The following is a 14882-nucleotide window of genomic DNA, read 5'->3' as shown; positions in this document are numbered from 1 at the left end:
AACAACTCGGTCAGTCCCCTCTCCCCTCCGGGAGAGGGTTAGGGTGAGGGGCTTTTGATCTCAGCGCTTGCAGACCTCAGTTCGACTCGGTAATTCACGTCGGCGTATCTCTCACCAACAACTCGGTCAGCCCCCTCTCCCTTTGGGAGAGGGTTAGGGTGAGGGGCTTTTGATCTCAGCGCTTGCAGACCTCAGTTCGACTCGGTACTTCACGTCGGCGTATCTCTCACCAACAACTCGGTCAGTCCCCTCTCCCTTTGGGAGAGGGTTAGGGTGAGGGGCTTTTGATCTTCAGCGCGCAGCAACAACCTGCGCAGTGGCATCGCTGAAGTCGAACACCTTGCCACCCTGCGCCGCAGCGTATTGCTGGGCCTGGCCCTTGAGCAGAAATGCGCTGAGGCGACCCTTGGCATCGCTGGCAAACCACGCTTGTTCGGCGAGCAACTTGATCCCGCTGTCACTGGCCTGCGCATACACCGCACGAATGTTCTTGCCCTCCTGCTTCAACCCTGCCAACGCGGTGAAGGCCGCTTCAGCCGAGCCGTAACGGCGGACTTTTTCCTCACCGCGCACCCAGATTTCCGCGACATGGCTGACGTCGGTGATGGCTCTGCCCGTCGCCGCATCCACGCCCGGCAATGGCGTCTGCGCGTAGTTGGCCAGTTGCGCGGTGTAATCGAGGTTCGCAGCCTTGAAGGCGGCGCGGATGTACTGGTCGTCGATGAAGTTGTTCAGGTCGAGCCCGCGATCGGCTTTCTTCAGCAGCTTCAAGGTATCGATGGCGGTACCGACAGCCTGGCGGTATTCCGGTTTCCAGCTCAGGTCGCGGGTCTGTACGCCGAGCGGGCCGTGGAACAGGTAGTTGACCTCGGCATCGACCCCGGTGACTTTGGCGATCAGTTCGCTGTACTTCTCGGGTTCGGCGGCAAGCAGTTGGTTGGCTTCGATGCTCGCGCGCAAATAGGCGACGACGATTTCCGGGTACTTCCTGGCGTAGGCCTGATCCACCAGTGCGCCATGGAAAGTCGGCGCGTTGGCCTGGGCGCCGTCGTAGATCTTGCGGGCGAAACCACGGCTCGGGAACAGCTCGGCGAACGGCACGAAATCGGCGTGGGCTTCGATCTTGCCGGCCTGCAATGCCGAGCCGGCGACTTCCGGTGGCTGGGCGATGATGTTGACATCCTTGAGCGGGTCCCAGCCCTGCTCTGCCACGGCGCGCAGCAACATGCCGTGAGCCGTCGAGGCGAACGGCACCGAAATGGTCTTGCCCTTGAGTTCGCTCAGGCTCTGCACCGACGAAGCGCTCGGCACGACGATGCCGTTGCCGCTGCCCTTGATGCTGCCTGACAGCACGCTGATGAACAGGCTGTGCTTGCCCGCCGTTTCGAATGCCACGCCGTTGAACGCACCGGGGAAATCGGCCATGGCACCGAAATCGAGTTTGCCGGCGACCATCTCATTGGTCAGCGGCGCGCCACTGGTGAAATTCTTCCACTGCACGTCATACTTCGCGTCTTTGTAGGCGCCATCGTGGGGCAGGTATTTTTCCAGCAGACCCAGTTCCCTGATCAACAACCCGCCAGCGGCGCAGTTGATGGTGGTGTCCTGAGTGCCGATGGCGATGCGGATGGTTTCGGCCGAGGCCGACAAGGTGAATGAAGCCAGTACCAGACCGGCAAGTGCTGCACGCAACATGAGTGTTTCCCCTCGAATCATTTGTTTGAAGTTCGTCTCCGCCGCGATCAGGGCGCGGTGGGAAACGAGGGGTGTTTTGCATTCAGCGTCCGGGGTTCACCGGATGGCTATTGGATAATCACAATTGCAATGTGGGAGCGAGCCTGCTCGCGAAGGCGGCGGGTCAGTCACCATCATTGTTGAACGAACGATTGCTTTCGCGAGCAGGCTCGCTCCCACAATGGATTTGGGGTCAACGCAACAAATAGGGGATGTCGACCTTCACCGCCCCAGTCGGGCAATCCTTCTCGCACGGCATGCAGTACCAGCATTCATCGAACGCCATGTAGGCCTTTTGCGTGGCCGGGTTGATCGCCAGCAGGTCCATCGGGCAGACGTCGACGCACACGGTGCAGCCCTTTTCGGCGATGCATTTGTCCTCGTCCACGGTGACCGGGGCGTTGGAGCGGAAGAAGATTTCCTGAGCTTGATAAGCCATGGTTCGGACTCTCTTTCTAGTGATGCATCAAGCGGCGAAGGCGCCGACCCGCAGGCGGTGATAGGCCTGCATTTCTTCGGCATCGAGCGGGATGATGTAGGGCTCGACGGCCTTCTTGAAACTGGTCATCTGGCCGTCCTCGCCCTTTTTCAGATGGCAGTGGCAGAACCAATCGGCGTCGTTGCGTTGCGGATGATCGACGCGAGAGTGGTACAGGCCCCAGCGGCTTTCGGCGCGGAACAACGAAGCGCGGGCGGCCATTTCGGCGCAATCGCGGATCACGCTGGTTTCCATCGCTCGCATCAGTTCGTGAGCGTTGTTGGCTTTCATCTGCTCGAGATCGCGTTCGATGTCGCTGAAACGCTGCAGGCCGATCTGCATCTTCTTGGTCACTTTCGGCGGTTGCAGGTAGTCGTTGACGAAGCGGCGCAGCTTGTATTCCACCTGCGCCGGTGGCAGGCCGTGTTCGCGGTCGAGCGGCGCGTAGACCCGGGCTTTTTCCTTGGCGATCTGCTCGCTGTCCAGTGCGGAAAACTCGCGGCCGGCGACGAACTCCGCCGCGTTGTGCCCGGCGAACCAGCCGTAAGTGAACGCGCCAAGCATGTAATTGTGCGGCACCGCAGCCATGTCGCCGGCCGAATACAAGCCTTTCACTGAAGTCTCGGCACGCTCGTTGACCCACACGCCGGACGCCGAGTGGCCGCTGCAAAAGCCGATTTCCGAAATGTGCATTTCAACCATCTGCGTGCGGTAGTCGGTGCCACGGTTGGCGTGGAACTGGCCACGGCTCGGGCGCTCATTGCTGTGCAGGATTTCCTCGATGTTCTGGATGGTTTCCTCGGCCAGGTGATCGAGTTTGAGGAACACCGGACCGTTGCCGCTCTCCAGTTCCTGATGGAACTCCCACATCATCTGTCCGCTCCAGTAGTCGCACTCGATGAAGCGTTCGCCCTTGTTGTTGGCGGTGTAGCCACCCAGCGGGCCGGTGACGTAGGCGCAGGCCGGGCCGTTGTAGTCCTTGATCAACGGGTTGATCTGAAAGCACTCGAGATTGGCCAGCTCAGCCCCGGCGTGATAGGCCATCGCGTAGCCGTCGCCCGCATTGGTCGGGTTCTCGTAGGTGCCCATCAAGTAGCCAGACGATGGCAGGCCGAGGCGTCCGGCCGCGCCGCAGGCGAGAATCACTGCTTTGGCCTTGATCACATGGAAGTCGGCGGTGCGGCAATCGAAGCCCATAACACCGTTGACCGCGCCCTCCTTGTCGGTCAACAAACGCGTGCAGACCAGGCGATTGGTGATGCTCACCCGCGCACGTTTCAACTGCCGATACAGGACTTTCTTGATGTCGTGCCCTTCCGGCATCGGCAGCACATAGGCGCCCATGTGGTGGACCTTTTTCACCGCGTAGTCGCCGGTCTCGTCCTTCTCGAACTTCACGCCCCAGCGGTCGAGTTGTTCGATGGTTTCAAAACTGTGCGTCGCATAGGCGTAGACCGCCGCCTGATTGACGATGCCGTCATTGGCGATGGTGATTTCCTTGGTGTACTGCTCCGGTGTCGAGTGGCCGGGAATGATCGCGTTGTTCAGGCCGTCCATGCCCATGCTGATCGCGCCGCTGCGCTTGACGTTGGCCTTGTCGACCAGCAACACGCGCAAATCGCGGTTCTTCTCTTTGGCCTTGATCGCCGCCATCGGCCCGGCCGTGCCGCCGCCAATCACGACGATGTCGTATTCCTGTTCTAGAACGTTGCGGGTCATGCCTGCTCCCCTTTTTGCCGGTCGATCCGCAGGCGGTACTGGAACGCATCGCCACGGTAATAAAGGTGTTCGAAGTCCAGCGGCTGGCCGTGGGCATCGTGGGTCAGGCGCTCGATGCGCATGATCGGCGAGCCCGCTTCGACGCTGAGTGCCTGGGTCAGGTCGCTGTCGGCCAGCACCGCATCGATGGCCAGATCGGCGTGGCCGAGGGCGATGCCGCAGTCGTTTTCCAGAATCAGAAAGATGTCGCGGGTGACCAGATCGGCCTTCTCCAGCCGCTCGCCGACGTCTTTGGGCAGGTAGGTGATTTCCAGCGAGATCGGCTCGCGGTTGATCAGGCGCACGCGTTTGATCTGCGCGACGATTTCACCCTCGGCCACCTGCAGACGCTCGGCCACACGCTTGTCGGCCGGAATGAATTTGAAACTGCGCAGGCGGTTGATCACTTCATAACCGCGCCCGGTCATCGACTCGGCGAGGCCTTGCAGGCTGCTGACGTTCTGAAAGGTTTTCGGCTTGGCGACGAAGGTGCCCTTGCCATGGATTTTGAAGATCAGCCCTTCTTTCTGCAGATCGCCCAAGGCCTGGCGCACGGTGATGCGGCTGACTTTGAACAGCGCACCGAGTTCGCTTTCGGAAGGCATTTGACTGTCTTGCGGGTATTCACCGTCGAGAATCCGCGCACGCAGAACGTCGCGCAGTTGGGTGTGCAGCGGAACGCTACTGAGGGAGAGAACGTTATCGGTCATCACGGAATCACTTGTCATAACGAGTTATGACGTGATCTTAGAGATGTGATGACGAGGTTGAGAAATATTGTTTGGGCATAACCTTAGATGCGTGTTGCGCCGGCAAAACCTGTGGGAGCGAGCCTGCTCGCGAAAGCGGTGTGTCAGTCACCCAAGATACTGACTGACAGAATGCTTTCGCGAGCAGGCTCGCTCCCACAGGGGATCGTGAGCTATTCAGCGTTTGAGTATCCGGTCCATGACCCAGTCGGTCTTGACGGCTTGCTCGGCCACGGCGGGGTGCTGTGAATCACCCCGAATATGCGCATTCATCCCCAGCACGTGATGCCACTGGATATGCTCGTGATGGGCAATCTCCAGGCTGATCTGCTCGTCGGCAAACAGCTGCACCGGATGTTCATCAAACACCGAAAACCCGATCCGCCCTTTGCTGCCGATAATCTCGACGCGATCCTCACGGCGGTCCGCAACAAAGTTCCAGCAGCCCATGCCCAGCGCTCCGGAAGCGAACCGCCACGTGGCGCTGACCGCATCTTCGGCGGCGTACAGACCCGCCTGACGCGCGGTGAAACCGGCGACCTCAACGATGTCGCCAAGCAGATACTGGAACAGGTCCAGGCCATGGCTGGCCAGGTCGGCAAAGTAGCCGCCGCCAGCCACCGCAGGGTCGGTGCGCCAATTATCGCGACCCTCAAGATCAGCCGGCGACGGCGCTTTGGTCAGCGTCCAGCTCATATGCCGGACATCACCGATGCGGCCCTCCTCCAGCCAATGCCGCACCTGGGCAAAGCGCGGTAGCGAGCGGCGGTAATACGAGACGAACAAGTGCAGACCGGCAGCGACAAACGCTTGCTGCATCTCGCGGCTTTGCCCGGCGTTGAGCGCCATGGGCTTTTCCACGCAGCAATGCTTGCCGGCGGCGGCGACTTTCAGGCTGTAGGCATGGTGGCTGTCGGGCGGCGTGGCGATGTACACCGCGTCCACCTCGGGATCGTTGATCAGCGCATCGACATCGGTGTAGACGCGACTAATGCCGTGGCGCGCAGCGTAGTCGGTCACCGCTTCGAGGCGACGGCCCATTACCGCAATCAGCGCCGAACCGGGCGCCTTGTAAAAGGCCGGCCCGCTCTTGCGTTCAGCGACGCTACCGCAACCGATCATGCCCCAGCGCACCACGTTCATCTTCAGTCCTCAGCCGATGCGCAGCGCGCGCAGATCAAGGCGTCCGTCCTTGAGCGGCGGGCACCAGTAGTAGCCGCCGGTGATTGGTCGGCTGATCTGGTACAAGCCATCGGCAATACCGTCTTCCAGACCGCTCATACGGCGCAGCTGCGCTTCGAAGGCATCGAGGGAGAAACCGAAAGCGAGGAACATCAAACCGGCACGATCGCCTTCGATCCACGGCATCGAACGGCGCACGACGAACGCTTCCGGCGCGAAGCTTTCCTGCGCGGTGCGTTTAACGTGGGCGGAGATCGGCGCGTCGTCGATTTCTTCGTTATCGCTCAAGCGCCGCCCCATGATGTCGTCCTTGGCACCGGCAGACAGGCGATGAAAGCCCTTGAGGTCGTGCTGCCATTGCTGGATCGCGGCGAAGCTGCCACCGACCAGTCCATCAGCACCACTGCTTAGCAGTGCGGCGGCGACAGCGGCGTCATCGTGGGGGTTTTCCGTGCCGTCTTCGTAACCGGTGAGGTCGTGGCCGTCCATGTGGCGGAAGGCTTCCTGCATCTCGACCAGACGCAAGGCCGGGGCCAGCGCGGCTTCGATAGCGTTGCAGCGGTTGAGCAGCTCACCACGGTCAACACCGTGCAGCCAGATCCACAGGGCATGCTGGGTCGACGGGTTATTCACGCCAACTCCGGTCAGCGCCGGGAAGCTGCGCAGGCCATCGATCTCTACGTTCAGCGCCTTGGTCAACGACTCACCAAAGCCAACCACCGCCGACTTGCCATCCACCAGCATCAGCAGGTTGTCGATCGCCTGCGGCAAGGCTTCAACCGACGCCAGGGCGAAAAACAGATGACGTGCTTGCGCAGGAACAGGGGTAGCGAGAATGCCCGGCTGGTAGTAACTCATGTGAACTCCTTGAAAAAGTGCGCGGAGTTTACCTGTAGCCGGATCGTTTGTGTGGGTAACGAGAGCGTCGTCGTTCAGCGTTCACCGCCTTCGATCAACGCCCTCAATACCAGCGCATCGGCGGTGGCGGCACCGCTGGCGGTGTTGTCGAAGATGCACCAGATGTCTCTGCCGTCGGCCTTCGCGCGCCGCAGGTTCTGAGCGAGCTGTTGCAGATAAGCCGCTTCATAAGCGCTGTGATAAATCCGTGGCGAGCCGTGCAGGCGCCAATACTGCAGGCCTTGCCAGCCACCCGGCGCGGTGTCGCTGCTGATCCGCGAGGGATCGACCACCGCTTGGGCGATTTGCAGATCGACCAGCATCGCCTCAGCGCCAGTCCACGATTCGTGTCGCGGTTCCAGCACCACACTGCCTTTGAACCGCTCGCGCAGGGCACGAAAAAACGCCTCGGCGACCGGCGCCTCAAACGCCAGTTTCGGTGGCAGTTGCACCAGCAGGCAACCGAGTCGATCACCCAAGCCCTGGCACTGTCCGAGAAACTCATCGAGCGCGGCCGCGCTGTCCGCCAGCCGCTGTTCATGGGTGATGAGCTTCGGCACTTTCACGGCGAAGCGAAAGTCCGGCGCCACCGAGTCGGCCCAGCGCTCGTAGGTCTGACGGCGATGCGGGCGGTAGAACGAGCTGTTGATTTCCACACAGTTGAAGCGCGCGGCGTAGCGTTGCAGGTGCGTGCCTTCGGCGGGGAATGCCGGCCAGTGCTCGCGACCGAGACTCCAGCCGGCGCAACCGATAAAGATCGCTGGCTCGTTCAAGCGCCCACCGTCATTTCTTCCCGGGCAACACGGCGCCGAGCACCTGCTTGGCGGTCTGCACAATCACCCCGGCTTCATCCGGATCACCCTTGAGCAGGGTTGTGGCGAACTTCTTCGCTTGCTCAAGCTTGATGTGCGGCGGCAGCGGCGGCACGTTCGGGTCGGTCTTGAACTCGATCAGCACCGGCACTTCCGAGGCGAGCGCTTGCTCCCACGCAGCGGCGACCTCTTCTTCACGATCAACAAAAATGCCCTTGAGGCCAATGGAGATCGCGAACAGGTGATACGGCACGTCCGGGATGCTCTGCGACGCTTCGAACTTTGGATCGCCCTCCATCACCCGCTGCTCCCAGGTGACTTGATTGAGATCCTCGTTGTTGAACACCGCGCAGATCCATTTCGGGCTGTGCCATTGCCGCCAGTATTTGGCGACAGTGATCAGCTCGGCCATGTTGTTCATCTGCATCGCGCCATCGCCGACCAGGGCAATGACCGGGCGTTCCGGGTAGGCAAACTTGGCCGCGATCGCATAGGGCACCGCCGCGCCCATCGAGGCCAGGCCACCGGACAGTGAGCATTTCATGCCGCGACGGATTTTCAGGTCACGGGCGAACCAGTTGGCGCAGGAGCCGGAATCACTAGTGATGATTGCCTGCTCAGGCAAGCGCGGTGACAACTCGTAGACCACTCGTTGCGGGTTGACCGGATCGGCTTTGGCCATGGCGCGTTTTTCCAGGGTTTTCTCCCAACTGCTGCGCCAGCCTTCGATCTTCTTGCGCCACTTGTTCGAGGTTTTCTGTTCCAGCAAGGGCAGCAACGCGGCAAGGGTTTCCGCTGAATCGCCGACCAGATTGACCTCCATCGGATAACGGAGGCTGAGCATGTCCGGCTGCAAGTCGATCTGCACGCCGCGCGCCTGGCCTTCCTTGGGCAGAAACTCGGAATACGGGAAGCCCGAACCGATCATCAGCAAGGTGTCGCATTCGCTCATCAGCTTGTAGCTGGGCTCGGTGCCAAGCAGGCCGATGCTGCCGGTCACCCACTGCAAGTCATCGGGGAGTGCCGCTTTGCCGAGCAGAGCCTTGGCGACACCGGCGCCAAGTTTTTCCGCCACGGCGATGACCAGATCGGTCGCCTCCAGCGCGCCGGCACCGACCAGAATCGCGACTTTCTCGCCGCTGTTCAGTACCTCGGCGGCGCGTTGCAGATCGGCTGCATAAGGAACGACTTTCGGCTTGCTGTAGCCGACGCCGGAATGCGCGGTGCCATGGGCGCGCGCCGGTTGTTCGTAAGGCAGATCCTGCAAGTCATTGGGCAGAATCAGCGCGGTGACGCGGCGCTCGCCGACGGCGGTACGCACGGCGCGATCAAGCAGATGACGCACTTGCGAAGGCGCCGAAGCCTGCTGCACAAAAGCCCCGGCGACGTCTTTGAACATCGACACCAGATCCAGCTCCTGCTGGTAGTGACTGCCCAGCGCCGTACGCGCCTGCTGACCGACAATGGCCAGCACCGGCATGTGGTCCATGCGCGCATCGTAGAGGCCGGTGATCAGGTGCGAAGCGCCGGGACCGGAGGTGGCGATGCACACGCCCAGCTCGCCGGTGAACTTGGCGTGGGCCGAGGCCATGAACGCAGCCATTTCCTCGTGCCGTGCCTGAACGAATTCGATCTTGCCTTTGGCTCGGCTCATGGCGCCGAACACGCCGTTGATGCCATCCCCTGGATAGCCAAAAATCCGCGTCACGCCCCATTCGCTGAGCCGCTCAACCAGAAAATCACCTACTGTCATCGTCATCTTGACCCTCGCCATTTACCGCTGCATGGACATGTAAGGGTCTGGACAGCCCGGTGCGCGATGAAGTTTCGCTGGATTTTCCGGGCATCAACATCGGCGCCGTGTTTGCGCGGCAATGATTTTTTGAGGCGTGCGCCCTGCTCTGTGGTCGATTGAGGAATGATCGAAGGAGGATGGGCCATGACTGAAGTACAAACCCTGCTGCTGCAACGCAATGACTGGGTGCCGAACAATCCGCGTCTGCCAGTGCTGATCTACCGCAGCGCGATTGCCGTTGAAGGCGACGATCCGGCGGCGCGCTTCGAGCAGACCTTCGGCGCCAATGGCTGGCCGGCGCAATGGCGCTACGGCATTTATGACTATCACCACTACCACACCGAAGGCCACGAAGTGCTTGGCGTGGCGGCCGGTCAGGCGCGGTTGATGTTGGGCGGGCCTGACGGGCAAGCCGTCGACGTCAGCGCCGGGGATGTGTTGTTGCTGCCGGCCGGAACCGGCCACTGCAATCTGGGATCGAGTGAGGATTTTCTCGTGGTGGGTGCTTATCCGCCGGGGCAGCAGGCGGATATTTGCCGGGCCGCGCCGAGTGATGCGCAGTTGGCGCGGATTGCGGGGCTGGCGTTTCCTGAGACAGATCCGGTGCAGGGAGTCGGGGGGGCGGTTGGGCGGTATTGGAGCCATTAGGCGCGGCGACCCTGCCGACGCTTTCGCGAGCAGGCTCGCTCCCACAATGAATACGGGTGAACCCTGTTTCTCTGTCCAATACATACCCTGTGGGAGCGAGCCTGCTCGCGAAGGCGGCAGATCGGTTTACATCATTCAATATGAATAACCGCACTCACCGCTGGCACCCGCCGGAAATTTTCCCTACGGTGTCTACCTGTTCTCTCCCAGCATCGACGAGGTCCGTTTCATGAGCAATGCGTCTTACGTTCCGCCCAAGGTCTGGAAACACGAAGCCCCGTCCGGCGGCCACTTCGCCAGCATCAACCGGCCGATCGCCGGGCCGACCCACGACAAGCAACTGCCGGTCGGCAAGCATCCGTTGCAGCTGTATTCGCTGGCCACGCCCAACGGCGTCAAGGTCACCATCATGCTCGAAGAGTTGCTCGCACTCGGGCACAGCGAGGCCGAATACGATGCGTGGCTGATCCGCATTGGCGAAGGCGATCAGTTCTCCAGCGGCTTTGTCGAGGTCAACCCGAATTCGAAAATCCCGGCGCTGCTGGATCGCAGCGTCGAGCCGCCGATCCGGGTGTTCGAGTCCGGTTCGATTCTGCTGTATCTCGCGGAAAAGTTCGGCGCCTTGCTGCCCAAGGATCCGGCCGGTCGCACCGAAACCCTCAACTGGCTGTTCTGGCAAATGGGCTCGGCGCCGTATCTGGGCGGCGGCTTCGGGCACTTCTACGCGTATGCGCCAGAGAAGCTCGAATATCCGATCAACCGCTTCACCATGGAAGCCAAACGGCAGCTGGATGTGCTCAACCGCCGTCTCGCCGACAACACCTATCTGGCCGGCGACGATTACACCATCGCCGACATCGCCGTGTGGCCCTGGTACGGGCAACTGGTGCGCAACAACGTTTACTCGGCGGCGGAATTTCTCGCCGCGCACGAGTACACCCATGTGCAGCGCTGGGCAGAAGAAATCGCCAAGCGGCCAGCGGTCATCCGTGGGCAGCGAGTGAATCGCACCTGGGGTGATGAAGACAGTCAGGTGCCGGAGCGGCATGAGGCGAAGGATCTGGACTGATAGCAAAAACCGCATAACCCTGTGGGAGCGAGCCTGCTCGCGAAAGCGTCGTATCAGACAACGCATCTGTTGAATGACCCACCGCCTTCGCGAGCAGGCTCGCTCCCACATTTGCGTCCGAAGGCCATCAAATCCAATTGTGAAAAAATCATTAACTAACTGACTCGTACGGGTTTATTCCCCCGGAAACTTCCGACATACTAATGCGAATAATTCTTACATTCACTCGCATTAGTTTCGTTTGGGTAAATCTTGGGGAAGCAGATAGATGTCGTTTCACACCATTCACCGCCGCTCGAACCTTTCACCTAACCTCCTCGCACTCGCCATCGGCATGGCCAGCATCGCTCCTGCGTTGGCTGAAGAAACCGCAGCCACTGCGCCAGCCAATGGCCCGCTGGAACTGCAAGCGACCGAAATCGGCGCTACGCAGATGAGCAGCACCACCGAAGACACGCAGTCCTACACCACCGGCCCGATGCAGACCGCGACCAAGCTGTCGCTGACCATGCGCGAAACGCCGCAGGCGGTGACGGTAATCACTCGTCAGCGCATGGACGACCAGAACATGACCAGCGTCAACGACGTGGTGCGCGGTACGCCGGGGCTGTTCCTCAGCGAGGCCAGCGGCCCGGGCCGGCAGACTTACAAGGCGCGCGGTTTCGACATCGACAACATCGTGTACGACGGCCTGCCCAGCTCGTATTCGCCGTTCACCCTGGCGGTGCAGCCGAACCTGGCGATGTTCGACCGGGTGGAAATCGTTCGTGGCGCGACCGGCCTGGTCACCGGTGCCGGCAACCCGTCGGCGGCGATCAACATGGTCCGCAAGCGTCCAACCGCCGATCAGCGCGTGACCCTCACTGGCGCCGCCGGCAGCTGGGATGACTACCGTGGTGAAGTCGATGCCTCCAGCCCGCTGAACGACAGCGGCACCCTGCGTGGCCGGGTGGTGACGTCGTATCAGGGCGCCGACAGCTTCCGCGACAAGGAGGAAAACGATCACGGCCTGTTCTACGCCATCGGTGAAGCCGACCTGAGTGACAGCACCACCGCGACCCTCGGCTTCTCGCGGCAAAACGATCAGACCAACTATTTCTGGGGCGGCCTGCCGATCGGCGAAAACGGCCACCACCTCGACCTGCCCCGCTCCACCTACCCGGGCACCGATTGGGAAAACCGCAAGCTGCAGGTCGACACCGTGTTCGGTGAAGTCGAACACCGTTTCGCCAATGACTGGAAACTGCACCTCGGCGGCTCGACGTCGACCCTCGAGGGTGAATTCTCCGGCACGTACCTGTCGCGCTACGACGGCCCGCTGGAAACCACCGCCTACCAATCGCACCACACCGACAAGCAACGCGCCTTCGATGGTTTCGCCAGCGGCCCGTTCGAAGCGTTCGGCCGTACCCACGAATTGGTAGTCGGCGCCAGCAACCGCGTGTACGACGCCACCACCAAGGAATACGCGCCCTACGACACCGGCCTGCCGATCGCCGCGCCCAAGCCTGACTTCGTGCGCAGTGGCAAGTCGCGTAACGTCACCACCCAGGACGCGGTTTACCTGACCACGCGCTTGAGCCTGGCCGACCCGCTGACGTTGATCCTCGGCAGCCGCCTGGACTGGTATGACTACGACGATCGCAGTGCCGACGGTGACTTCAAGGTCACGCGCAACCTGACCCGTTACGCCGGCCTGATCTACAAACTCGATGACCATCATTCGGTCTACGCCAGCTACACCGACATCTTTACCCCGCAAACCCAGAAAGATCTCGGCGGCAAAGTGCTCGAGCCGATCGTCGGTGAAAACTACGAAGTCGGTATCAAGGGCGAATATTTCGACGGTGCGCTGAACGGCAGCGTGGCGGTGTTCCAGATGGACCAGACCAACCGCGCCACCCAGGCGGCGACCCAGCTCGGCTGCCCGGAACTGACCTGCTACGAAACCTCCGGCAAGGTTCGCGCCCAAGGCGTGGACATGGAACTGCAAGGTGCGCTGACCGAGCAATGGCAAGTCGGCGCCGGCTACACCTACACCCGCGCCCACTACATCAAGGACGAAAACCCGGCCAACAATAACCAGAAATTCGACACCGACATGCCCGAGCACCTGTTCAAGGTCTCCACCGTGTACCGCTTCAAAGGCCCGCTGGAAAAACTGCGCGTGGGCGGCAACGTCTACTGGCAGAGCCGCATGTACAACGACATCGCTCTGGCCAATGGCGGCAGCTATCGTCTAGAACAGGGCGGCTACGCGGTCACCGACCTGATGGCCGGTTACGAGGTCAACAAGCACCTCGACCTGCAGGTCAACGCCAACAACATTTTCGACCGCAAGTACTATTCCTCCATCGGCACCGACGTGACCTGGGGCTCGACCGACAACTACGGCACCCCGCGCAGCTACATGATGACGGCCAAGTACAAGTTCTGAGGCGATAGCGCTCAGCAAGCACCGCACAGGGCGTCGAGAGTTTTTCCGGCGCCCTTTTTTGCAGGTTCATTAGGCATGTCCGGCGTTTACCGATAGTCTCTGGCGACACTTTCGCGAAGCGCCGGCCATGCCCCAGACAGATTTCTCCTCCGACCTCGAAGCCATCGGCAGCATTGACGCCGTGCCGGTGATCCTGAGCATGGTCAAGCACATGACCGGCATGCGCTTCGCCGCCGTAGCGCGGGTTACCGAGAGCAAGTGGATCGCCTGCGCCGTGGATGATTCGATTGACTTCGGCCTGTTGCCTGGCGGCGAGCTGGTGCTGGAATCGACGATTTGCCATGAAATCCGTCAGCACCATCAGCCGGTGATCTTCGGCCATGCCAGCCAGCACCCGGTTTTCTCCACGCACCACACGCCGAAAACCTATGGTCTGGAAAGCTACATTTCGATTCCGATCATCAAGGCCAATGGCGAGTTTTTCGGCACACTCTGCGCCATTGATTCGGTTCCGGCGAACCTCGACGACCCGGCCATCGAAAAGACCCTCACCCTCTTCGCCCAGCTGATTGCAATGAGCCTGGATACCCAGGGCCATTTGCACGCGACCAAAACCGCACTGGCCGATGCCAACGAATTGGGCCGTCTGCGCGAGCAGTTCATCGCCGTACTGGGCCATGACTTGCGCACGCCACTCAGTGCCATTCGCATGAGCGCCGATCTGCTGCAAAGCAAAGCCGAAGACAAGCGCTCGCGCACGCTGCTATCGGCGATCCGTACCAGTTCGGTGCGCATGGGCGTGCTGATCGAAAACATCCTCGACTTCGCCCGGGGTCGGCTCGGCAGTGGCATCCCGGTGCAGCGCAAACTGGTCGATGACTTGCAGCAAACGCTGCGCCAGACCCTTGAAGAAATCCAGGTGGCGTACCCGCAGGCGACGTTTATTGATTCGCTTGAGGTACCGACCGGGGTCTATTGCGACCCGCTGCGGATCAGTCAGTTGTTGTCGAATCTGCTGGGCAACGCGGTGACCCACGGTTCTACGGCCGAACCGATCGTGCTCAAGGCGTTTGCCGAGGGCGACGAGATGGTGATTTCGCTGACCAACCAAGGCGCGCCGATTCCACCCGCGCTGATGCCGCTGCTGTTTGAACCGTTCTCACGTTCCGAAGCCGGTCAGCGCAATGAAGGGCTGGGGCTGGGCTTGTACATTGCCGGGCAAATTGCCAATGCGCACAACGGCACCTTGACCGTGACGTCCGACAGCGAGGCAGGCACCTGTTTCGTGGCGCGCTTCCCTGCCCGCTTCAAGTGGGTCTGAGC

At 61.2% G+C, this 14882-nt stretch carries 12 protein-coding genes; 4 read left to right on the top strand and 8 right to left on the bottom strand.

The window, feature by feature from the left end; genetic code table 11:
• Positions 1 to 291: 291 nt before the first annotated feature.
• The 8 genes from AB4O45_RS24725 to AB4O45_RS24690 form a co-directional block, all read right to left on the bottom strand.
• Entirely contained in the window at positions 292 to 1716 is a 1425-nt protein-coding gene (locus tag AB4O45_RS24725) for an ABC transporter substrate-binding protein (RefSeq protein ID WP_460160698.1), read from the bottom strand.
• A 211-nt stretch (positions 1717 to 1927) separates the two neighbouring features.
• Positions 1928 to 2173, bottom strand: coding sequence for a 4Fe-4S dicluster domain-containing protein (locus AB4O45_RS24720; RefSeq protein ID WP_003225615.1), 246 nt, complete (start codon positions 2171 to 2173; stop codon positions 1928 to 1930).
• Positions 2174 to 2200: 27 nt separating this feature from the next.
• Positions 2201 to 3931: a fumarate reductase/succinate dehydrogenase flavoprotein subunit gene (locus AB4O45_RS24715; RefSeq protein ID WP_460160697.1), complete on the bottom strand. Its 1731-nt coding sequence runs from the start codon at positions 3929 to 3931 to the stop codon at positions 2201 to 2203.
• Entirely contained in the window at positions 3928 to 4680 is a 753-nt protein-coding gene (locus AB4O45_RS24710; RefSeq protein ID WP_056785156.1) for a GntR family transcriptional regulator, read from the bottom strand. Before AB4O45_RS24710 ends, AB4O45_RS24715 begins: the two co-directional genes overlap by 4 nt.
• Positions 4681 to 4896: 216 nt before the next feature.
• Complete coding sequence (locus AB4O45_RS24705) at positions 4897 to 5862, bottom strand: Gfo/Idh/MocA family protein (protein WP_442101731.1); 966 nt, start codon at positions 5860 to 5862, stop codon at positions 4897 to 4899.
• A 9-nt stretch (positions 5863 to 5871) separates the two neighbouring features.
• Positions 5872 to 6759 (bottom strand): Dyp-type peroxidase, encoded by an 888-nt coding sequence (locus tag AB4O45_RS24700; protein ID WP_056785150.1) that lies wholly within the window; start codon positions 6757 to 6759, stop codon positions 5872 to 5874.
• Between the two features lie 74 nt (positions 6760 to 6833).
• Positions 6834 to 7571, bottom strand: a complete 738-nt coding sequence (locus AB4O45_RS24695; RefSeq protein WP_460160696.1) for a DUF72 domain-containing protein — start codon at positions 7569 to 7571, stop codon at positions 6834 to 6836.
• A 10-nt stretch (positions 7572 to 7581) separates the two neighbouring features.
• On the bottom strand, positions 7582 to 9369 hold the full coding sequence (locus AB4O45_RS24690; protein WP_460160695.1) for a thiamine pyrophosphate-requiring protein: 1788 nt from the start codon (positions 9367 to 9369) through the stop codon (positions 7582 to 7584).
• A 180-nt stretch (positions 9370 to 9549) separates the two neighbouring features.
• Here AB4O45_RS24690 and AB4O45_RS24685 point away from each other — a divergent pair, with 180 nt between their 5' ends.
• The 4 genes from AB4O45_RS24685 to AB4O45_RS24670 all read left to right on the top strand — a co-directional run bounded on the left by AB4O45_RS24685 (position 9550) and on the right by AB4O45_RS24670 (position 14880).
• Positions 9550 to 10053, top strand: a complete 504-nt coding sequence (locus AB4O45_RS24685) for a cupin (protein WP_236169020.1) — start codon at positions 9550 to 9552, stop codon at positions 10051 to 10053.
• Between the two features lie 229 nt (positions 10054 to 10282).
• On the top strand, positions 10283 to 11122 hold the full coding sequence (gene yghU, locus AB4O45_RS24680; RefSeq protein ID WP_095179710.1) for a glutathione-dependent disulfide-bond oxidoreductase: 840 nt from the start codon (positions 10283 to 10285) through the stop codon (positions 11120 to 11122).
• 268 nt (positions 11123 to 11390) lie between these two features.
• On the top strand, positions 11391 to 13559 hold the full coding sequence (locus AB4O45_RS24675; protein ID WP_460160694.1) for a TonB-dependent siderophore receptor: 2169 nt from the start codon (positions 11391 to 11393) through the stop codon (positions 13557 to 13559).
• 127 nt (positions 13560 to 13686) lie between these two features.
• Entirely contained in the window at positions 13687 to 14880 is a 1194-nt protein-coding gene (locus AB4O45_RS24670) for a GAF domain-containing sensor histidine kinase (RefSeq protein ID WP_460160693.1), read from the top strand.
• The last annotated feature ends 2 nt before the right edge of the window (positions 14881 to 14882 follow it).

The sequence above is a fragment of the Pseudomonas sp. S2_B10 genome (assembly GCF_054668425.1).
The sequence above is the reverse complement of the archived record's forward strand: the minus strand, read 5'-3'. Positions and strand labels throughout refer to the sequence as shown.

Coding starts and splice junctions, on each gene's coding strand:
- AB4O45_RS24720 (WP_003225615.1), bottom strand. CDS start 2,173: ATGGCTTATCAAGCTCAGGAAATCTTCTTCCGCTCCAACGCCCCGGTC.
- AB4O45_RS24690 (WP_460160695.1), bottom strand. CDS start 9,369: ATGACGATGACAGTAGGTGATTTTCTGGTTGAGCGGCTCAGCGAATGG.
- AB4O45_RS24670 (WP_460160693.1), top strand. CDS start 13,687: ATGCCCCAGACAGATTTCTCCTCCGACCTCGAAGCCATCGGCAGCATT.
- AB4O45_RS24710 (WP_056785156.1), bottom strand. CDS start 4,680: ATGACCGATAACGTTCTCTCCCTCAGTAGCGTTCCGCTGCACACCCAA.
- AB4O45_RS24725 (WP_460160698.1), bottom strand. CDS start 1,716: ATGATTCGAGGGGAAACACTCATGTTGCGTGCAGCACTTGCCGGTCTG.
- AB4O45_RS24685 (WP_236169020.1), top strand. CDS start 9,550: ATGACTGAAGTACAAACCCTGCTGCTGCAACGCAATGACTGGGTGCCG.
- AB4O45_RS24715 (WP_460160697.1), bottom strand. CDS start 3,931: ATGACCCGCAACGTTCTAGAACAGGAATACGACATCGTCGTGATTGGC.
- AB4O45_RS24705 (WP_442101731.1), bottom strand. CDS start 5,862: ATGAACGTGGTGCGCTGGGGCATGATCGGTTGCGGTAGCGTCGCTGAA.
- AB4O45_RS24700 (WP_056785150.1), bottom strand. CDS start 6,759: ATGAGTTACTACCAGCCGGGCATTCTCGCTACCCCTGTTCCTGCGCAA.
- AB4O45_RS24675 (WP_460160694.1), top strand. CDS start 11,391: ATGTCGTTTCACACCATTCACCGCCGCTCGAACCTTTCACCTAACCTC.
- yghU (WP_095179710.1), top strand. CDS start 10,283: ATGAGCAATGCGTCTTACGTTCCGCCCAAGGTCTGGAAACACGAAGCC.